Here is a 19,559-nt window from a genome sequence, read left to right on the forward strand (position 1 = left end):
CGTGTATTCGGTAGATGAAAAATATTTCCTTTCATGGAGAATTCTTAATTTTAATTTGAGAATCTGAACCAAACCTTAAACCAAAATAGTATGAAAAAGTTAAACTTTATTGTATTCCTGATGATCGGAATAATGGCTTATGCACAGCCCTCGATACCAAGATCTGGTGTAGATCATATTAACACTACGATTTCATTAAAATCTGAAGATGTAACCGGAACTTCCATCACTGCAGGTCCTTCCGGGGCAAATGTTACCTGGGATTTCTCTGTGTATGCAGGAACTAATGCTATGGATTTTGTAACCAATACATGCCCGGGACAAACGAATTGTTTCAGGTTTCCCGGAGCGAACAGGATTACAAAACCAAATTCTATGGATACGCATGATTTTAATATTATGACGGATACTGAAGCTACAATGATAGGTTCTTATTCCGGACCGGCTTTGGGAGATGTGACCGTTACTTATGTGAATCCTTTGATTGAATATAAGTTTCCGATTACTTATTTACAGCAGTTTGATGATGCGTATGAATTTAACAGTGTCTCAACAGCAATAGGAAACACGAATGAAACAGGTCAGGTAAGCTATACCGTGGATGGCTATGGAACTGTAATAACGCCTAAAGGAACGTATCCCAATGTTTTGAGGATAAAAAGAATGAGAACGGCAACACAGACGATCTTCAGTACTCCTACGCCTATGACAGCAACTTATACGAATGAATCTTATCAATGGGTAAGTCAGTCGGCAGGTACTGTATTTAGCTTTGCTATTAACACATTTGTTCTTCAGGGAACTACAAATATTGCCAAAACGGTGTCTTACCTTGATGCAGATGTACTGTCAACAGTTGATTTGAGTAATCAAAAATCGGCGATTTCACTGTATCCGAATCCTAGCTCGGATATTGTCGCTTTATCGTCAAAAGAGGCTTTTAAAAAGGTTTTGATTACTACCTTGGAAGGGAAAACCGTTTTAACCACAGAGAATTCCAGAAATATTGATATTTCAAAGTTGCCGAAAGGAGTATATCTGCTTCAGGGAGAATTGAAAGATGGAACTTTTGTTTCAAAGAAAATTATAAAAAAATAGGTGGTTTATACAGAAATGGAAAAATGATGTTTCTGTAGTGCTTTTTCATGAAATATGTGTGAATGTTATGATCAGACGTAAAGTTGTTTCACTTCTGCGCCTGATTTTTTTATGATTGCTGGTGATGAATATTTTGCTTTTCTTTGATCTGAGTTTCAATTTTTACTTTTGCAGTATTCCACTCATTATCCAGAATGCTGTAATAAGCGGCATTTCTCGTGCTTCCGTCCTGTTGAATTTTATCTTTGCGTAAAATACCTTCAAACACTCCACCAATTTTTTCAATTGCTTTTCTTGATCTGAAATTATTGTCTTTGGTTTTTAGCTGAACACGATTGGTTTTTAGTGTTTCAAAGCAATAAGTAAGCAGTAGTAATTTAGATTCAAGATTGACGCTGGTTCCCCAAAACTCTTTTGTAATCCAAGTCCATCCGATTTCAAGTTTTCTATCAGAAGGATATATCTCAAAAAACCTTGTTGAACCTATCAGTCTTTTCGTTTGTTTATTTCTTATGACAAAAGGATATTGATTTCCGTTTTCTCTTTCGGACAAGGCAAACTCATAGTTTTTATAAAAAAGTTCTTTATCTGAGCAGTCGGAAGGGATATTTGCCCAAAGTTCTTTATCTGCAGCGGCTGTATATAATTCTTCAAGATGTTCTTTTTCAAGAGGAATCAATTCAATGGTTGTTCCTTCCAGAATGGTTGGGTATGGTATCCATTTCTCCTTCATAGGTTTAGTTTTTTATAGTTGATTGAATAAAAATGATTTTAAAATATTAAGCCATTTAGCTTATGTTTTCAATGGAATCAATCTGCCATTGGTCTTTTTTGCTCAGAGTATATTGGTAGGTCATACCACAGTTTTTCAAATGGAATTCTACGAAATATTGCTGATCATTGATCTTTTTTACAGTAAATGTTATATTTTCAATATTTTTCAGATCAGATTGGTAATCTTCCTGAGTTTTAAAGAAATAATCATAATCAAAGCCGAATGGTGGTCCGTCGTTAGCAGGGTCTTTTTTGAAATGCTCATCACCTTTTACATAATTTTGTTTGTAATTTGACAGGAATTTTTGCGAAAACAAATTACTGCTTTCCATAAATTTGATTTCTTTTTCTACCGCGTCAAAATCTACATAATAATTTGCCGGAGTTTCATTTTGTTCCAGAATTCCACCTTTTATAGTATTGAAATTATAGAGTTTTTCTTCGTTATCTCTATACCATTTCAAAAATGATTTTACTGTTTTAATTTGGGAATTATCTTGTGTTTCTTGATGAGAAAGGTTCGTATTTTGTTGTTTTATAGTATCTTGAATGATGTTTTGTTGTAGTGTTTCTTCTTTTTTGCAATGTAAAAATAATAAGCAAATAGTAGACAATAACAGTGTTTTCCTTGGCATAAATAGTTTCTTTTTCTGAGGTCTAAATTACAAAAAACTCACTAAGACTCTATCTTTAACCTATTGTCTTCTGCTTATTTTTTGATTTTATAATTTTCTCTGTATGTATTGGCAGTGATTCCTGTACAACGTCTGAAATAACGGCAAAAAAGGGATGAATCTACAAACTGCAACTGATTACTGACTTCCTTGATAGAAAGCGAGGTTGTTTTGAGAAGTTCCTTGGCATGCTTTATAACGATATAGCTGATCCATTGCTTGATCGGTTTTCCGGTTTCTTTTTTGATAAGACTGCTTAAATATTGCGGTGAAAGATGTAACTGGTCAGAATAGAATAATACGCTTCTCTGAAGATGACCATGTTCATTGAGTAATTCAAAAAAACGTTCAATAATATCCTGACTTCTGGTTTGTAAAAGACTATTGTTCTTAATAACCGGGAGATAAAGTTTTGAAACAAGTTCAAGAAGAGCATAAAGAAGATATTGAACAGATTCCGGAGTGCTTTCTTCCTTAATTCTTGAGTTGTAATCCTGTATAAGTTTTACGGTAGACCAGATAAGCCTTTTGGCAGAATTTTCTACCTGTATTGCTGGGTTGAATTTAATTTCGTCACTTGCCAAAAGGACTGTTAGAAAACTGTAGGTGCTGATAAAGTCCAGAGAAATATAGAAAACTGAAAGCTCCAGATCGTCACTACAGGAGACGTTTGCCAGATCTGTATCGGGGAGAAGCATGATCACAGAATGATCATCTATATTAAAAGGAAGTCCGTTGATGTGCAGATTCAGTTTGCCGGCTGATACAAAACAAAGTAACAATTTATTAAGTTTAGTGCTTCTTTTCTGAAATTCTGCAATCCCATCAGCTTTATATTTTTCAATATATAATCCTTCAAATTTTGGTTTAATATCTATCATTTCACAGGTGGATGGCTTCTTGGTGTACGTTTAAAGTTTGATAATAATATTTCCTCATCAACTTCTGGACAAATGTAAGCAGTTAATTTTTCTTTTTAAAAGCGTTGTTTAAAATGGAATATAAAATAGCAAAAATGGAATATCTTTTATTGGAAGAGTGTGCCTAACTTCGCAGCGGAAATTTTAATCATATACTGTTGTCATGCACGATAAAGAATCATTTAATGCCAAAATGCCTACCGCTTGTTTCTTACTTTTTTTCGCTCACGGACTTGTTTTTTCTTCCTGGGCGAGCCGTATTCCCATCATTAAAAATGCTCTTTCCATCAATGAAGCAGAGTTAGGAACACTTCTTCTTCTGATGCCTATTGGGCAGTTGTCCACAATGGTTTTGTCAGGAAAAATGATCAGTAAATATGGAAGCAGTAGAATTATTAAGTATTGTTTTTTACTGTATCCTGCTTTTCTTTTATTGATTGGACTTGCTCCTTCTTACTGGATTTTGGGCGTTGTTCTGTTCTTCTTCGGTGTTTTTGGAAATCTTTGCAATATTGCGGTCAATACACAGGCAATCGAAATAGAATCAATAACTAAAAGGACATTGCTTTCATCTTATCATGGTGCCTGGTGTTTCGCTGGATTGATTGGTGCGGTTGTAGGTTTGCTTGTTATCAACTTAAAAATGGAAACATTTCCTCATTTTGTATTTATTTTTATCCTTGTTACGCTGATCTGGTTATACAGTAGAAATCATCTGACGAATGTTATTCATAAAACTGAGCCGAATACGCGATCTATTTTTAAATCGGTAAACCCTACATTGGTGGGATTGGGAATCATTGGGTTTTTGAGTATGGCGATTGAAGGCGCTATGTTTGACTGGAGTGGTGTCTATTTTCAAACGATAGTGAAAGCTCCTGAAAATCTTGTCATATTGGGATATACGAGTTTTATTTTAATGATGACTTTAGGTAGATTCGTTGGAAACCGTATTATTGAAAAGTATGGAAAAAGAACGGTTTTACAGTGTTGTGGTATGATGATGAGCGCAGGACTTTTCCTGAGTATTTTCTTTCCTCAACTATGGATTTGTGTCATTGCATTTATGATTGTCGGGCTGGGAGGATCTTTAAGTGTTCCGTCGGTTTACAGTACTATCGGAAAAGTAAATACAGTTGCACCGAGTATTGCTTTATCATTTGTATCCAGTATTTCATTCTTAGGCTTTTTGATTGGTCCTCCGCTGATCGGATATATCGCGGAAGCTTTTGATCTTAGATATTCTTATGGAATTTTTGCCTGTTTTGGAATATTATTGACCCTTATGGCTGGTAAGATGCAGGTCTTTAGGAATAAATAATTAAATATTAATAAACGGACTGTTTTTAGAATTTCAATGTTCCGAAAACAGTCCTTATTGTATTATATCCAGTCTTCTACAAGGTGGAACCACAATGCTTTTTCTGCATTTAAAACAAAAATTGCTGAAGACTTTCGCTTGTTTGTTATACCTTCTGTAGTCTGAATTTCAGTATAGGTTGCCAATCCATGATGCTCAGAGTGATGAATCTGAATATTTTCAATTTGTACACTTCGTTCAGGGAACTTTCCGAATACAGAGGGAAGCCATTCTGAAAACATTGATAAAGTAGCGGTATTTCCATCTCCATTAATCATTTTGAAATCAGGAGAGAATCCTGAAAGAATTTTTTTTAATAAAGCTTCCTGATCCTTTTCGTTACCGCGAAACCATTTTTCAATATTCTCACAAAATTCATTTAATTCTTTAGTTATTTTTTCTGTGTTGTTCATAGATTTAAAAATTATGGTATTTTTTATTGTTTGTAATGATTAGCCGTTAATATATTTTCCCAGTTTGCTGTTTCCCCATATTCCAACAATTTGAATGGCTCCGATGAGTCCAATAGCGAATGCAAAAGCCTCCGGAAAACCAAAGGTATCGATCAGATTGAAGAATAAGGTTCCTACAACAACGCCCCCCGTTACACTTCCTATCTGCATTCCGATGCTTACCAGACCAGATGCCTGTCCTGCCTTTTCTTTTGTGGTAAAAGTAATCGCTGTACGCATCATGACCGGCATAATGGTTCCATGTCCTAATCCTGCCATGAATAAAGTAAGATGACTTATGAAAGACGGTTTTCCTTGAAAGTGAAAGTTCAGTGCAGTAAAAATAAAACCTCCCATTAAAAGTAAAAGACCAATATAGATCAGCTTATGAGGGGAAATTTTTACTTTAGAGACAATCAACGGTCCCAGAAAAAAGGCAAGACCGTAAGGAATAATAGCAAGTCCTGTCTGTATAGAGGTTTGATGTAAAAACTGTTGTAAATAATAAGGATAACAAATAAACAAACCTGCCGTAAAATTGTAAAAAAAGAGGATTAAAAGACATAATGCAAAGGGCTTGTGTTGTAATAATGTAGGATCCACGAGTATCGGTTTATTATTTTTCAACAGATTCATTTCATATCTTAAAAATATAGTCAATAAAAATGCACCCATCAGGATAATACCAAATAACCATAATGCCCAATGGTATTTCTGTCCGAAAATAAGTGGGAATATCAGCATTAATAATGAAATAATTAGTAGTAAAGAGCCTTTAAGATCAATTCCTGAATTCCTTTCCTTATGATTGTTATCCATAGTGAAGTGAATTCCCGTGATGCAAAGAATCGTAATAGGTACATTGACAAGGAACACCATTTCCCAGGAAAAATTTCCCCAATGCATACTGAGAAGTAACCCACCAAGCAGTTGTCCGACCACAGAAGCAAGTCCGAATACAGAACTGAAAAGACTTACTGCTTTAGGCTGTTCCTGACTATTGAAAAGAACCTTTATAGATGACAAAACCTGAGGGGCAAGTAATGAAGCTCCGATTCCCTGAAACATTCTCGCTATGATAAGCCATGTAACAGTAGGAGAGAAAGCACATGCAAGAGAGGAAAATAAGAAAGTGTAAAGTCCCAATGTGAAAATCTTTTTCCGTCCGTAAAGATCACCAAGTCTTCCGCCACATACCACAAGAGCAGCATAAGTAAGCCCATAGATAGCAACTACCATTTGCAACTGATGATCATTTGCTTTGAAAGCATTCTTGATAGAAGGGAGTGCCATATTCACAATAAAATAATCCAATGGTGAAAGAAAAGCTCCGGCAATTAAGAAATTGAGCGCCTGCCATCGCTTTGGATAAGTGTTCATAATTTTTTTATGCAAAATTAACCTCTGGATATTCTGCTAAAATTGTACTTTTGGAGGAAAATATAGTGCTGATATGAAAGGATTGCATCTTGAAGGGATCAAAGTGAAGGAAATAGAGCTTGCAGGAGAAAAAATTATTTTCAATACAAAATCATTTCTTTCATTTGTCTATATTGTTAAAGGCAAAGGTGAATTGTTGTATGACGAACGCAATATTGAGTTTACAGAAAGAAAGCTTTTTATTATTCCGCAGCAGCAGTCTTATTGTTTTGAAAGTGAAGATGCCGTTTTGATCAGCATTGAATGTCCTATTGAGTTTATTGATAAGATACGTTTGGAAGCAGACCGTATTGAAAGTTGTGAAAATCTGTACAAACTACAGTATATCAGCAATAATTACCACGCTCGTGCAGGATGTATTTTCAGAAATAAGAATGATGAAGCTTTTGCAGAGACACTCATTCTTCAGATTGCCAGAGAATTTAAAAATAGAGCAGAGGATTATCTTATTATTCGAAATTGTATTTCCATTCTTCTTAACCTTATCGCACGTAATATCATTCAAAGCGAAACTTCAGATTTACAGGAGAATAGAAAGGCTTTCTCCATCATGAAGATCATCACTTATATTCAGCAAAATATAAAAGACAGAGAAAAGACGGGTATTCAGTCTATTGCAGATCATTTTGGAATTTCAGGGAATTATTTCGGGGAATATTTTAAGCAGCAAACAGGAGTTTCCTATCAGGATTACCTATTGGATTATAGGCTGAAGCTGGTAGAAACATATTTGAAATACAGCAGTATTCGGCTTAGTGAGATTGCTTATGAACTCCAGTTCAGTGATGAAAGCCATCTTTCCAAGCTTTTTAAGAAATACAGAGGGATTACGCCCGGAGAATTCAGAAAGAGAAATAAATAAAAGAGTAGTCGTAAGGGCTATTTTTTTTTGATTTTATAAGCTGTTGATTTTTATGATTTTAAACTTAATGTTAAATAATATAATTAACTATATAGTTGACTATGTATTTTTTATATATTTACATTAAATATTTTTAAGATGGATTTTGACTTTATTAAAGAATTAGGATACAAAGCATTGGATAGCAGACTAAAAAGAATCAGCGATAGAATGTCACACGATGTAAGGAAATTCTATAAGGAGTTTGGAGTAGATGTAGAACCGAACTGGTATCTCGTTTTTATGTTACTGCAAAAAAGAGGGGAGATCTCCATTACAGATATTGCAGAACCACTGGGATATTCTCATCCGTCTGTAGTTGTTATTGTAAAGAAAATGACAGAGAAAGGCTATCTCATGATCACAAAAGATAAGACAGATAAACGAAAGCAGATGATTTCACTTTCTCCCAAAGCTATAGAAATGCTTCCTCAGCTGGAAAAGATCTGGGATAGTTGTGAAAAAGCTATTTTAAAATTATTAACAGAGGACTTGTCTGTTTTTTCTTACCTCGATGCTATAGATCAGGAGCTGAAAAATGAATCTTTCCACCATCGTTTTAAAAATGAATATTTAAAATCAATATAATCATGAAAACACTTTTTCTCGCTACTGCATTATTGTTTTCCAGTCTTATGGTTTCTGCTACAGAGACGAAGGTGATGATCAGAGCAAAAGCAAAGGATGCTAAGTTTATTGGAAGTTCTTTAGGAGGCGCTCATATCATCATTCGAAATAAGTTGAATCAACGTATTCTGGCAGAAGGAAATACTTCCGGAAGTACAGGAAACACAGATTTGATCATGAAAACACCTAAGGTAAGAGGAAATTCAATTGCAGATGAACAAACGGGAGGCTTTTTGGCAACCGTAGACATTGATGAACCTACATTTGTAACCATCGAGGTGATTTCCCCATTAAGTAACAGACAAGCGCAGGCTGCTGTAAGCACTGAAATGTGGCTGATCCCCGGAAAAAATATCTTAGGAGAAGGAATTATTCTTGAAATCCCTGGATACATTATTGATATTCTGAAGCCCAGAACTCATCAATATATCGGATTGAATACGATTAAAAACAAACCTTTTCTGTTTCAGGCAAATATTGTGATGATGTGCGGTTGTGTGATCGAAAAAGGCGGCATCTGGAATTCTGATGAAATTGAAGTAAAAGGGATTTTGAAGAAAGACGGAAAGTTTATTAAGAATATTGATCTGTCATGGGTTTCCACCAATCTATTTGAAGGAAGTGATATGATTAATACAGCTGGAAATTATGAACTTACCTTGTATGCCTATCATGCAAAAACAGGAAATACAGGTGTAGATAAGGTAAACTATGTGGTTTTTGAGTAAGAAAAATGTTTACATAAAATATTATTCATTCTGTAACAACTCTTTTCTATATTTTATTCCCCATTCTCCCATAGTATCAATGATACCTTGCAGACTTTTCCCAAATTCCGTGAGCTCATAATCAACGGTTACAGGCATTGTGTTATTTTGAGTACGCTTTACCAGGTTGTTCATTTCCAGAACTTTTAATTCTTTTGAAAGAGTTTTGGCAGCAATACCATCAACTTGTCTTTTCAAATCCATAAAGCGCATTCTTCCCGTATAATACAGATGACTGATGATAATGGTTTTCCATTTTCCATCAAGTAAATAGATGGTATCTCTTACGCCACGGATGTGGTTTTTACATTCAGGATCCAGCTCTATCTTTTCTTTTTTCATGTTTTGAGAATTATATTTCAAAATTACAAATTTGATTTGACAGAATACCCCAAAAAGCTACTTGGTTACTTCTGGGTAACTGGTTACTAAAAGGTAACAGGTATCTTATTGCAACTGAAAACCAGCTAACTTTGCATTGTAGAAATAGGGAAGAGGGTCTGGGAAATAATGATCGTCTTTCAGAATACAATAAGTAAAATTTAAAATTATGTCATTACAGGAAGCATTACATTGGCGGTCTGCTACAAAAAGTTACAACGGAAAGACTATTGAGAAGGATAAAATAGAACAAGTGTTGAATGCCATCCGCTTAGCTCCGTCAAGCTCAGGTTTACAGCCTTTTAAAGTATTTGTGATTACCAATAAAGAACTTAGAGAAAAACTACAACCGATTTCCTGTCAACAACAGCAGATTGTTCAGGCTTCTCATATTCTGGTTTTTGCGGCATGGGACGAATATACTCCGGAAAGAGTAGATTCCTTCTTTGAATTCAGTAACAAAGAAAGAAATTTACCTTCTGCGGCTACAGATGATTATCGTCTGAATTTATTGGATATGCTAAGCAGGAAAACAAAATCAGATCATTTTCTGAACTCATCACAACAGACTTATATTGCATTGGGATTCGGTTTGCTGGCAGCTGCAGATCTTAAAATTGATGCTACCCCAATTGAAGGTTTTGATAATGACGCTGTAGATGAATTGCTTAATCTGCCGGAACAGGGCTTAAAGAGTTCCGTAATGATGGTATTGGGATATAAAGATGAAGACACTGACTGGTGGGGAAAACTGAAAAAAGTAAGAAGGTCGAACGAAGAACTTTTTATTGAGCTTAATTAAAATCAAATAATTATAAAAATAAAGGAGGTCTTAGTGACCTCCTTTTAAATATAGGGCTGTATTTCAATTAGAAATCGTTTCCTGTAGAACAGAGTCTGCAATAGCTATTTCTTTCATGGTGTTCAACCATCTTTTCAGGTCATTCACATCAAGCTCATAAAGAGGTCCTATGAAATGATTTTCAATGGAAGAGACGCCACAATATTCTAAAATGCCTTTTTGTAACTGAATAAGACCACTTGACTGATATTCTTCTTCATACAATTTCAGGGAAACATCCCCGGCTGTAGTAATGATTCTTGCTGATTTTACATTCAGTAATCCTTCACTTTCTCCTTTTTTATTCCTTTTAAAAGTTATTCCCGGGAGGAAAGCCCTGTCAAAGAAACCTTTCATTACAGCTGGCATGCCAAGCCACCAAATCGGATGTATCCATACCTGATGCTCACTCCAGAGAATATCTTCCAGTGCTTTTAAAAGATCCGGCTCCAGTTCCATTCTCTGACGATACCCAAACTGTAGATTAGGATTAAAATTCAATTCCCCAATTGCAATATATCGTACCTCAGCCCCTGAATTTACTGCAGAACTGATATAAGCATGAGCCAAAGCTGCATTAAAACTTTCTTTATCAGGATGCCCGTTGATCACTACTATTTTCTTCATTTTTTCTTATTTAATATATGTTTGAACAATTCAACTTGTTTTGTATAGAATCTTTCTGATAATGAACATGAGAAAAAATCAAAAGTATGGACTGAGTTTTCAATCTCTATCAGATGTGTCGGAGTACCTGCTTGCTGTAGCCTTTTCGCGTATGCTTTTCCTTCATCTTTCAATGGATCGAATTCACATACAATAATGGTGGCATCAGGCAGATTATTAAAGTTCTTTTCCATTAGTGGAACAGAATATTGAGGAGGCTGTTCCAATTGATTGTTAAGATAATGTTTCCACATCCATTGAGCTGAGACTTTGGTTTGCATAGGCGCATTTGCTAATTTATTCATTGATGAGGTTATTAAATGATGATCCATTGGAGGATAAAGTAAATACTGATGTTGAATTTCAACAGATTTTGTATCCCTTATCCAATGAGTAATAGAAGCTGCAATGGTAGCTCCGGCACTGCTTCCGCCAATCATGATATTATTTTTATTTCCATGTAATTGGTTTGCATTTTCGGAAAGCCATAATAAAGCATCGTATCCATCTTCAATCGCTGCAGGAAAAGGATGTTTAGGAGCCAAACGGTAATCCACCGAAACAATCATCATATTTACATCCAGGGCTAAGCGAAAGAATATAAAGTCGTATTGTTCAGGAGTCCCATATATAAATGCTCCACCATGAAAATAAAGGAGTATTGGTAAATCATTTTGTCCTTTGGGTTTATATATTCTCAATCTGATATTTCGTAATGGATCAGAAGATGGAATGTGAATATTCTCTACAGATAGCAAAGTGGGAATAGGTAAAGGATCTTCCTTTAATGATACATTCATTTCTTCTTCTCTGATTTTTGAAGGATCATGAATCAAAAGATTTTCATAATTAATTTGATTATATGGACTGTTGATGATGCTTTGCCAAAGTTCCGGATCTATTTTCTCTGTCATAATTCTGAATTTATACAGCAAAAATAGACTGATAAAAGTGATGAAAACAGGTATATTTTAAGGCTATTTAGGTATCTTTGAAGTATGGCAAGAGAAAATATACATCAGTCCCTTGAAGTTTTTTATGAAAAGATTGATGAATGCCCGCTAGGTGACAGGCAATTTAACTTCTTTGAAATGGTGTATGTATTATCCGGAGATGGTGAGCATATGGTGAACGGAAATAGAATTGCCTATTATCCGGGTGATCTATTTCTTATCACTCCCAATGATTCTCATGGTTTTTATCTGAATGGAATGTGTGAATTTATGGTGATCCGCTTCGGTGAAAACTATATTCGCGAATATCAATGGAAGAGCATAGATCATATTGAATGTCTTTTATATTATGCATCCCATCTGTCAGGTTCAGTTCTTGTAAATAATGATGATAAGAGAATGGTTGATCTACTGATGCAAAACCTGCAAGAAACACTGAAACACCAATCTGTGTACAATGAAGACCTTATCCGCCATCTTGTAAATGCCGTTATTGTAATTGCAGCAAGGAATATTGCAGTTGTCAAACCTCAGAATCTCATTGCTGTTGCAGATATTCGTATATTACAAATTCTGGATTATATTCAGGAAAATATCCGTACTCCCGGTCTTTTGAAGGTCGAAATTATTGCCCAAAAGTTTGGGTTATCCCCAACTTATCTTGGTAGCTACTTCCGTAAACAATGTAATGAATCTATTCAGCAGTATATTTCTTCTTACAGAATACGATTGATTGAGCATAGATTAAGGTTCAGTGATAAAAGAGTGCATGAGATTGCTGATGAATTTGGGTTTGCTGATGAAAGCCACATCAATAAATTTTTTAAAAGACATAAAGGCAAAAGTCTTAAAACTTTCAGGCTTACAATGAGTTGCTGAAAACCTCAATAATAGCTTCAATAAGTCCTTTTTCTATAACAGTTCCTGATGTTGTCTCAGGAACGATAGCTCTTAGATTTCCTTCATCATCCCGTTCAAAAACCACTTCATTATCCTCTATTTCTACATAGAATTTATAACCATAGGTGAATGTGGCTAGTCTTACGTTGAAAAGCAAATCTTTCCCTTTATAAGTTACAGGTAATTCAAATTCTTCCATTCTTAAGGCTTCTGTACATTAATTTCGGGCAAAGATCGTGAATCTTATTCTAAGTTTAATATTACTTTAGAAATTTCCGAACAAACAAGATGATTAAAATAAAAGAATTCGCTCTTTAGGAGCGAATTCAGTAGATAAGACATCTCATTTTTTTAATTAGACAACAATAAAAAAGCACAGCCGACAATGCTGTGCTTAAATTTTTATTTCAAATTTAATTGCAATTTCAATAGTAGTAAGAAAAGCAAATAAAGTTTCCAATTCGATGTTTATTACATAGTAAATGTAGTGATATTTTTAATACGGAATATGAATTTAATGTTAAAATTTACAAGTTTTTGTACTTTTTTATATAACTCTTAATTTATTCTATGATCCACTTCTTTGAGCGATCAATTTAAATATTATCGTTCATCAATATATTTCAAGATAAATTCATTTAATACTTTCTTTTCCTCATCATTTCCTTTATTATCCATATGACTATGATTGATCGAGGTAGGCTGTATGATCATTTTGTATTTTTCCTGTTCAGTTTGAGTCGGAAGAACTCCTTCATCGGCAGGATAATCATTGGAACGTAAAGAATATATCTTAGGAACAGTGGTTCTCTGAAGAAACATTCTCCGGTTATCCATTGTAATAATTTTGTAAACTAAATTAGGGTGCTGATTTCCAAATAAAGCTATCATATCACCACCATTAGAATGTCCAATCAAAGTTAGATGCTTATAATCAATTTCCGGGTTTGATTTCTTGAGTTCGTTCAATACAAAAAGTATATTATCAGAACCGTTTTGCCAGAAAGGTCTTCTTACAATTTGCAGGTTTCCTTCCGTTGGTAAAAGTTGATCAGTGGTCAGCTCATGCTGAATACTTACGGTAAAATATCCTTTTGAAGCTAGTTTTTCTGTCAGATAAGAATAGACAAAATAATCTCCGCCTTTGTTGAATCCATAACCATGATTAAAGATAATAATCTGTTGATTCTGGATTTTCTTACTGGTTTTAGGTAAATAATAAGCAACGGGAATCTTCCTATTTCTGCTTTGGTCAAATAAGGTTAAGGTGTCTCGTTTAACTTCATAATCTTTATCTGAGCTGATATTTTTCTTTACGGAGCAATTGATGAGAAATAAAAGAGAGGAAAATGGAATGAGTGTTTGGATATATCTCATATTTACACTGGTTATAAGTTGTACCAAGATAGGTTTTAATTTGATCCTAATATACAAACTTTATTATTGTATTCATCGTCACAAATACACCACTAATAAAAGATATTCGTGCCTTCGTGGTAAAAAAATAAAAATTAAATCAGTTTGGCTAAAATGAAAACAGAGAGCTCATTGGCTCCCTGTCTGTATTTATTTTTCAAGTTTTTCCTTGATGTATTTTGCGGTGTAAGACTTTTTATTTTTCGTTAAATCCTCAGGTGTTCCTGCAAAAACAACTTCACCACCGTATTTTCCTGCTTCCGGACCAATATCAATGATATAGTCCGCACATTTAATGATGTCAGGCTGATGTTCAATAACAATCACGGAATGTCCAAGATCAATCAATGCCTGCAACGACTTCAGTAATTTCTGAATATCATGGAAATGTAGACCTGTAGAAGGTTCATCAAAGATAAATAATGTTTTATCCGTCGTTACTCCTTTTACCAAGAATGAAGCAAGTTTTACACGCTGTGCTTCACCGCCGGAAAGGGTAGAAGAGCTTTGTCCTAACTGTAAATATCCTAAACCAACTTCCTGTAAAGGTCTCAGTTTGGTAACAATCTTTTCTTCATTATTATCTTTAAAGAATGCCAATGCTTCATCCACGGTCATATGAAGGATATCAGAGATGCTTTTCTCATCAAATTTCACTTCAAGGATTTCACTTTTGAATCGTGTTCCTTTGCAAACCTCACATTCAAGCTCAATATCAGCCATGAACTGCATCGAAACATTGATGACTCCTTCACCTTTACATTCATCACATCTTCCGCCATCTACGTTGAAAGAGAAGTGTTTTGGCTTATAACCCATCATTTTGGCAACTTTCTGTTTCGCAAAAAGATCACGGATGTCATCATAAGCTTTCAGATAGGTTACAGGATTGGAACGGGAAGATTTTCCAATAGGGTTCTGGTCAATCAGTTCAATATTTTTGATGAGTTTTTTAGGGAACTCTACAGAATCGTAGTCTCCTTTTTTACCTCCCATTCCCAATTGAATCTGAATATCATTGGTAAGGATTTCTTTCATCAAAGTAGATTTTCCACTTCCTGAAACTCCGGAAATCACTGTCAGACTTTCTAAAGGAACATCTACATCTATGTTTTTAAGGTTATTCTGACGAGCACCTTTAATATGAATCCATTCTTTTGCTTTCCTACGTTTCTTCGGAACTTCTATTTCCAATCTTCCCGTAAGATATTCTGATGTTAAAGTATTTGCTTTTTTCAGATCATTATAATCTCCGGCAAATACCAGTTCACCCCCAAGATAACCAGCTTCAGGACCGATGTCGATGATATAATCAGCGGCATGCATCACATCTTCATCATGTTCTACCACGATAACTGTATTTCCAAGGTCTCGAAGGTTTTTAAGGACTCCGATGAGGTTCTCAGTATCTTTAGAGTGTAGTCCGATGGAAGGCTCATCTAATATATAAATGGAACCTACTAAAGAACTTCCTAAGCTTGTTGCCAGGTTGATTCTTTGGCTTTCTCCTCCGGAAAGGGTGTTGGATGTTCTGTTTAATGTTAAATATCCTAAACCAACCTTTAATAAAAATTCGAGACGGGTTGTGATTTCGTATAAAAGCCTTTTCGCAACTTCTTTATCATGATCGGATAATTGTAAGCTGTTAATCATTGGAGCCAGTTCATCCAACGGAAGTTCAATCATGGATTGAATGTTATGTCCGTCAACTTTTACCCAGCTTGTTTCTTCACGTAATCTTAACCCTTCACACGTAGGGCAAAGAGTTTTTCCTCTGTAACGGGAAAGCATTACTCTGTACTGAATTTTATAAAGGTTTTCTTCAAGCATTTTGAAGAAATTATTGATGCTTGGGAAAGTGCTTTTACCGTCACCTTTCCAAAGGAAATTCTTTTGTTCTTTGGTTAATTGGTGGTAAGGTTTATGAATAGGGAAGTCTCCAGCTTTTTTAATAAAGTCTTTTTTCCATTCACTCATCGTTTCACCTCTCCAGGATACAACGGCATCTTCATAAATAGATAAAGTTTTATTGGGAATCACAAGATCTTCATCAATTCCTATTACTTTTCCGTAACCTTCACAAGCCGGACAAGCTCCGTAAGGATTATTGAAACTGAAAAAATGAACATTCGGTTCAAGAAATTCAATTCCATCAAGTTCAAACTTATTGGAGAATTCTTTTACTTTTTCAGTGTCTGTATTTTTTAAAGAACAATAGCCACGTCCTTCATAAAATGCCATCTGAATAGAGTCAGCAAGTCGTTGTAAGAAGCTCTCATCTTCTTCATAGGAAAAACGGTCAATAACAAGATTGATTATCATCCCTTTCTCCGGAGTAAATCCGAAGCTCTCAAGGTCTTCAATTCCGGCTACATTTCCATTGATTTCAAGTCTTGTAAAACCGGCAAGCTTAAGAATGTTTAAGTTTTCTTTAAAATTATCAACATCATATTCCAATGGTGCCGTCAATAAAAAAGAAGTATCCTTTTTGGAAGCCTTGATAAAGTCAACCACATCAGAAACTGAATCTTTCTTAACTTCTTCTCCAGAAACCGGCGAAAATGTCTTTCCGATTCTTGCAAACAAAAGTTTCATATAATCATAAATCTCGGTAGACGTTCCCACCGTAGAACGAGGATTGGATGAAATTACTTTTTGTTGGATCGCAATGGACGGAGCAAGACCTTTAATGTCATCAACTTTAGGCTTTTCTAATTTACCTAAGAACTGACGGGCATAGGAGCTCAAACTTTCAACATATCTTCTTTGTCCTTCTGCATAAATCGTATCAAAGGCAAGAGATGATTTACCACTTCCTGAAACTCCTGTAATAACAATCAGTTTATTTTTAGGAATCAGTACATCTATATGTTTCAGATTGTTAAGGTGAGCATTCTTAACGAAAATCTGTTTTTTTATGTCTATTTCTGTAGTATTAGCCATATTTTGTTTGTTCATAAAAGTAACTGTGCAGCAATATTGCTGTCAGTTTAATGGTGTTTTGCCCTGGAATATCAGAGCATGTCATCAATTAAACTTGTAAATTAATTTCTGAATCACCTGATTAAAGACAACATATTTAAAAATAGTTGTCCAAAAATACAATTGAAAAAGAATGTTTTCATCGTAAAATTAAGACCCACAAAATTACGAAAATTTTAGCGAAAATTTTATGCTTTTGATATTTCTAAAATTATATATGTTGAATAGAAAAATAAGATGTCAAGTGTAAATTATCATCCTTGAAAAAGCAAAATATAATTGAATTTCGTGGACTTATTTTGTTAATTGCTCTTATTATAAATGGCGCAGGGGATGTCATTATGTTTTTTTATTGAGGTATTGTTTTGTGTTTTAAAATTATTTAAAATTGCATTCATAAATATGTAATATAGAAATGAGAAAATTATTCAGAGATCTAGTTACACATTTAATGAGAAAAAGATAGAACTACCCTCAAAAAAACATAGACACAGCATTCATGCTGTGTCTTTTTTTATGACAACTATCATTTGCCTGTCTTGGCGAACTCCCTTACTTTTGAATCCTGTTAAAAGAAAACTACGGAAACGATTATGATCAAAAAGATAGGAAGTGCTTTTTTTCTGGGATCTTTACTTTGGGTAAATGCACAGGAAAAGACTACAGATATAGAAAGCATTGAATTTCAGGGGAAATTTATTTCTACACCATATAAAAGCGCCAATCAGAATATTACGGTAATTACTAAAGAAGAAATTGCAAATTCTCCTTCCAAAAGTATTGATGAAATTCTTCAGCAGGTACCGGGAATGGATATCAGAAGGAGAGGAGCGAATGGTGTACAGAGTGATATCGGATTCCGCGGAAGTTCTTTTGAACAGGTTTTATTACTACTGAACGGGGTTCGAATGAATGATTCCCAGACAGGGCACAATTCCATGAATCTTCCTGTAGATCTTGAAGATGTGGAACGAATTGAGATTATAAAAGGTCCTGCAGCACGACGTTTCGGACAGAATGCCTATGCCGGTGTAATCAATGTTATTACAAGAACACACATCGGAAAACGTGTAAAAATAACTGCTGAAGGTGGTGATAACGGTTCGTACGGATTAGGCTTCAATGCGCAGATGGGAAATGAAAAGTTCTCTAATACGCTTCAGGCAAATTCTTCTGCGTCACAGGGATATATGTATAATACAGATTATGAGATCAGAAATGTATTCTACCAGGGAAAGCTGAACATTAAAGATGGTGATGTTAGAATCCAGGCAGGTTTTTCTGAGAAGAAATTCGGAGCGAATGGTTTTTATGCATCAAGTAAGGCAAGAGACCAATATGAGGAAATGCAAGCTTCCATTGTGAGTGTGGCGCATCAGCAGACTTTTGGGAAGCTAAAGCTTAATTCCAATGTGTACTGGAGAAGAGGGCAGGATATGTACCTTTATACCAGACAAAACCCTAATGGGTATAGAAATATGCACATCGGAAATAATGTAGGTGGAGAAGTGAACTCAAGTTATCAATGGGGATTGGGAACAACCGGAGTAGGTGTGGAACTGAGAAAAGAACTTTTAGTGAGCAGCAATCTTGGAAACCCTAACCGTTTTGTATCGCAGGTTTTCTTCGAGCATCATTTCTCATTATTTGATAAAAAATTAAACATCAGCCCAGGGATTTCGTGGGCAAATTATTCCAAAGAAGGAAACTTTTTCTATCCGGGGCTTGATGTAGGATACAACTTTACTCCTAATAGTAAAATCTACGGAAATATAGCCAAAGTGCACCGTGTTCCTACCTTTACAGAACTTTATTATATAAGCCCAACAGAGCACGGAAATCCGAATTTACGACCTGAGAATGCAATCTCTTCAGAAATAGGATATCAATATCAGAATAAAAACCTGTTAGCGAAAGTGAGTGGGTTTTTAAGAGATTCAAAAAACTCTATTGACTGGATTAAAAAAGATATTAATGATAATACCTGGTTTGCAGGAAATGTAGGAGATATCAAGGTGAAAGGAGTAGAAGCTGAAGTTAATCACAGAGTACTGGATTGGCTGAAATATACGGTTGGTTATACTTATATCGACAGTAAATATAACGAGCCGAGTGAATCTGTTTCAAGGTATATTCTGGATAATCTGAGACACCAGTTTATTACAAAACTTGAAGTTAAGTTTCTTAAACACTTTACCAATGAAGTTGCATACAGATATAATGAAAGAGTAAATTTAGGAACTTATCAGCTGGTGGATGAGAAGTTGAGCTTTGCTAAGAAAGATTATTCTGTCTATGTTTTGATTAATAATATTACCAATACAAAATATACGGAAGCATTTGGCGTTCAAATGCCTCAAAGATGGTTTCATATAGGGTTTTCTTACAATATTGATATTAAGTAATC

Annotated in this window: 19 protein-coding genes; 8 read left to right on the forward strand and 11 right to left on the reverse strand. The window is 34.9% G+C overall.

Annotation, left to right across the window (positions count from 1 at the left end):
- The first annotated feature begins 90 nt into the window (after positions 1-90).
- Positions 91-1,098, forward strand: coding sequence for a T9SS type A sorting domain-containing protein (locus tag BW983_RS18595; protein ID WP_076553374.1), 1,008 nt, complete (start codon positions 91-93; stop codon positions 1,096-1,098).
- Positions 1,099-1,207: 109 nt separating this feature from the next.
- On the opposite strand, the gene BW983_RS18600 is transcribed toward BW983_RS18595, so the two are convergent.
- From BW983_RS18600 to BW983_RS18610, 3 genes are all read right to left on the reverse strand, one after another.
- Positions 1,208-1,831: a GNAT family N-acetyltransferase gene (locus BW983_RS18600; protein ID WP_076553375.1), complete on the reverse strand. Its 624-nt coding sequence runs from the start codon at positions 1,829-1,831 to the stop codon at positions 1,208-1,210.
- 55 nt (positions 1,832-1,886) lie between these two features.
- On the reverse strand, positions 1,887-2,336 hold the full coding sequence (locus BW983_RS18605; RefSeq protein ID WP_139329314.1) for a hypothetical protein: 450 nt from the start codon (positions 2,334-2,336) through the stop codon (positions 1,887-1,889).
- A gap of 245 nt (positions 2,337-2,581) precedes the next feature.
- A complete protein-coding gene (locus tag BW983_RS18610) occupies positions 2,582-3,427 on the reverse strand; it encodes a helix-turn-helix domain-containing protein (protein ID WP_228409036.1) in 846 nt (281 codons plus the stop codon).
- A 202-nt stretch (positions 3,428-3,629) separates the two neighbouring features.
- Between BW983_RS18610 and BW983_RS18615 the strand changes: the two genes are divergently transcribed.
- Complete coding sequence (locus BW983_RS18615) at positions 3,630-4,787, forward strand: MFS transporter (RefSeq protein ID WP_076553377.1); 1,158 nt, start codon at positions 3,630-3,632, stop codon at positions 4,785-4,787.
- Between the two features lie 62 nt (positions 4,788-4,849).
- On the opposite strand, the gene BW983_RS18620 is transcribed toward BW983_RS18615, so the two are convergent.
- Together BW983_RS18620 and BW983_RS18625 are read right to left on the reverse strand one after the other, a co-directional pair.
- The gene (locus BW983_RS18620) at positions 4,850-5,239 is read right to left on the reverse strand and encodes a hypothetical protein (protein ID WP_076553378.1); all 390 of its coding nucleotides are present in this window, start codon (positions 5,237-5,239) and stop codon (positions 4,850-4,852) included.
- Positions 5,240-5,278: 39 nt separating this feature from the next.
- Positions 5,279-6,658, reverse strand: a complete 1,380-nt coding sequence (locus BW983_RS18625; RefSeq protein WP_076553379.1) for an MFS transporter — start codon at positions 6,656-6,658, stop codon at positions 5,279-5,281.
- 73 nt (positions 6,659-6,731) lie between these two features.
- Here BW983_RS18625 and BW983_RS18630 point away from each other — a divergent pair, with 73 nt between their 5' ends.
- From BW983_RS18630 to BW983_RS18640, 3 genes are all read left to right on the forward strand, one after another.
- Positions 6,732-7,580 carry an AraC family transcriptional regulator gene (locus BW983_RS18630; protein WP_076553380.1) on the forward strand — a complete coding sequence of 283 codons (849 nt, stop codon included), beginning with the start codon at positions 6,732-6,734 and terminating at the stop codon, positions 7,578-7,580.
- A gap of 138 nt (positions 7,581-7,718) precedes the next feature.
- Entirely contained in the window at positions 7,719-8,207 is a 489-nt protein-coding gene (locus BW983_RS18635) for a MarR family winged helix-turn-helix transcriptional regulator (RefSeq protein WP_076553381.1), read from the forward strand.
- A gap of 2 nt (positions 8,208-8,209) precedes the next feature.
- Positions 8,210-8,974: a hypothetical protein gene (locus BW983_RS18640; RefSeq protein WP_076553382.1), complete on the forward strand. Its 765-nt coding sequence runs from the start codon at positions 8,210-8,212 to the stop codon at positions 8,972-8,974.
- A 21-nt stretch (positions 8,975-8,995) separates the two neighbouring features.
- On the opposite strand, the gene BW983_RS18645 is transcribed toward BW983_RS18640, so the two are convergent.
- Entirely contained in the window at positions 8,996-9,355 is a 360-nt protein-coding gene (locus tag BW983_RS18645; protein WP_076553383.1) for a winged helix-turn-helix transcriptional regulator, read from the reverse strand.
- Between the two features lie 208 nt (positions 9,356-9,563).
- Here BW983_RS18645 and BW983_RS18650 point away from each other — a divergent pair, with 208 nt between their 5' ends.
- On the forward strand, positions 9,564-10,196 hold the full coding sequence (locus BW983_RS18650) for an NAD(P)H-dependent oxidoreductase (RefSeq protein WP_076553384.1): 633 nt from the start codon (positions 9,564-9,566) through the stop codon (positions 10,194-10,196).
- A gap of 63 nt (positions 10,197-10,259) precedes the next feature.
- Here BW983_RS18650 and BW983_RS18655 read toward each other — a convergent pair whose 3' ends face one another.
- Entirely contained in the window at positions 10,260-10,862 is a 603-nt protein-coding gene (locus BW983_RS18655; protein ID WP_076553385.1) for an NAD(P)H-dependent oxidoreductase, read from the reverse strand.
- Entirely contained in the window at positions 10,859-11,815 is a 957-nt protein-coding gene (locus BW983_RS18660) for an alpha/beta hydrolase (protein WP_185116875.1), read from the reverse strand. The genes BW983_RS18655 and BW983_RS18660 overlap by 4 nt, the downstream gene beginning before the upstream one ends.
- An 84-nt stretch (positions 11,816-11,899) precedes the next feature.
- Here BW983_RS18660 and BW983_RS18665 point away from each other — a divergent pair, with 84 nt between their 5' ends.
- Positions 11,900-12,733, forward strand: a complete 834-nt coding sequence (locus tag BW983_RS18665; protein WP_076553386.1) for a helix-turn-helix domain-containing protein — start codon at positions 11,900-11,902, stop codon at positions 12,731-12,733.
- Here the strand turns inward: BW983_RS18665 and BW983_RS18670 are convergent.
- The 3 genes from BW983_RS18670 to uvrA form a co-directional block, all read right to left on the reverse strand.
- Positions 12,717-12,953, reverse strand: coding sequence for a hypothetical protein (locus BW983_RS18670; protein ID WP_076553387.1), 237 nt, complete (start codon positions 12,951-12,953; stop codon positions 12,717-12,719). The genes BW983_RS18665 and BW983_RS18670 overlap by 17 nt on opposite strands.
- Before the next feature lie 404 nt (positions 12,954-13,357).
- Positions 13,358-14,131, reverse strand: coding sequence for an alpha/beta hydrolase family protein (locus BW983_RS18675; RefSeq protein WP_076553488.1), 774 nt, complete (start codon positions 14,129-14,131; stop codon positions 13,358-13,360).
- 189 nt (positions 14,132-14,320) lie between these two features.
- Complete coding sequence (gene uvrA, locus BW983_RS18680) at positions 14,321-17,113, reverse strand: excinuclease ABC subunit UvrA (RefSeq protein ID WP_076553489.1); 2,793 nt, start codon at positions 17,111-17,113, stop codon at positions 14,321-14,323.
- Between the two features lie 632 nt (positions 17,114-17,745).
- Between uvrA and BW983_RS18685 the strand changes: the two genes are divergently transcribed.
- Positions 17,746-19,557 (forward strand): TonB-dependent receptor plug domain-containing protein, encoded by a 1,812-nt coding sequence (locus tag BW983_RS18685; protein ID WP_076553388.1) that lies wholly within the window; start codon positions 17,746-17,748, stop codon positions 19,555-19,557.
- The last annotated feature ends 2 nt before the right edge of the window (positions 19,558-19,559 follow it).

Source organism: Chryseobacterium ureilyticum (assembly GCF_900156735.1).
Taxonomy (GTDB): Bacteria; Bacteroidota; Bacteroidia; order Flavobacteriales; family Weeksellaceae; genus Chryseobacterium; species Chryseobacterium ureilyticum.

What these genes read in the sequence shown, in the direction of transcription:
- BW983_RS18595 (WP_076553374.1), top strand. Translation starts at nt 91, where the DNA reads ATGAAAAAGTTAAACTTTATTGTATTCCTGATGATCGGAATAATGGCT.
- BW983_RS18600 (WP_076553375.1), bottom strand. Translation starts at nt 1,831, where the DNA reads ATGAAGGAGAAATGGATACCATACCCAACCATTCTGGAAGGAACAACC.
- BW983_RS18610 (WP_228409036.1), bottom strand. Translation starts at nt 3,427, where the DNA reads ATGATAGATATTAAACCAAAATTTGAAGGATTATATATTGAAAAATAT.
- BW983_RS18615 (WP_076553377.1), top strand. Translation starts at nt 3,630, where the DNA reads ATGCACGATAAAGAATCATTTAATGCCAAAATGCCTACCGCTTGTTTC.
- BW983_RS18620 (WP_076553378.1), bottom strand. Translation starts at nt 5,239, where the DNA reads ATGAACAACACAGAAAAAATAACTAAAGAATTAAATGAATTTTGTGAG.
- BW983_RS18625 (WP_076553379.1), bottom strand. Translation starts at nt 6,658, where the DNA reads ATGAACACTTATCCAAAGCGATGGCAGGCGCTCAATTTCTTAATTGCC.
- BW983_RS18630 (WP_076553380.1), top strand. Translation starts at nt 6,732, where the DNA reads ATGAAAGGATTGCATCTTGAAGGGATCAAAGTGAAGGAAATAGAGCTT.
- BW983_RS18635 (WP_076553381.1), top strand. Translation starts at nt 7,719, where the DNA reads ATGGATTTTGACTTTATTAAAGAATTAGGATACAAAGCATTGGATAGC.
- BW983_RS18640 (WP_076553382.1), top strand. Translation starts at nt 8,210, where the DNA reads ATGAAAACACTTTTTCTCGCTACTGCATTATTGTTTTCCAGTCTTATG.
- BW983_RS18645 (WP_076553383.1), bottom strand. Translation starts at nt 9,355, where the DNA reads ATGAAAAAAGAAAAGATAGAGCTGGATCCTGAATGTAAAAACCACATC.
- BW983_RS18650 (WP_076553384.1), top strand. Translation starts at nt 9,564, where the DNA reads ATGTCATTACAGGAAGCATTACATTGGCGGTCTGCTACAAAAAGTTAC.
- BW983_RS18655 (WP_076553385.1), bottom strand. Translation starts at nt 10,862, where the DNA reads ATGAAGAAAATAGTAGTGATCAACGGGCATCCTGATAAAGAAAGTTTT.
- BW983_RS18660 (WP_185116875.1), bottom strand. Translation starts at nt 11,815, where the DNA reads ATGACAGAGAAAATAGATCCGGAACTTTGGCAAAGCATCATCAACAGT.
- BW983_RS18665 (WP_076553386.1), top strand. Translation starts at nt 11,900, where the DNA reads ATGGCAAGAGAAAATATACATCAGTCCCTTGAAGTTTTTTATGAAAAG.
- BW983_RS18670 (WP_076553387.1), bottom strand. Translation starts at nt 12,953, where the DNA reads ATGGAAGAATTTGAATTACCTGTAACTTATAAAGGGAAAGATTTGCTT.
- BW983_RS18675 (WP_076553488.1), bottom strand. Translation starts at nt 14,131, where the DNA reads ATGAGATATATCCAAACACTCATTCCATTTTCCTCTCTTTTATTTCTC.
- uvrA (WP_076553489.1), bottom strand. Translation starts at nt 17,113, where the DNA reads ATGGCTAATACTACAGAAATAGACATAAAAAAACAGATTTTCGTTAAG.
- BW983_RS18685 (WP_076553388.1), top strand. Translation starts at nt 17,746, where the DNA reads ATGATCAAAAAGATAGGAAGTGCTTTTTTTCTGGGATCTTTACTTTGG.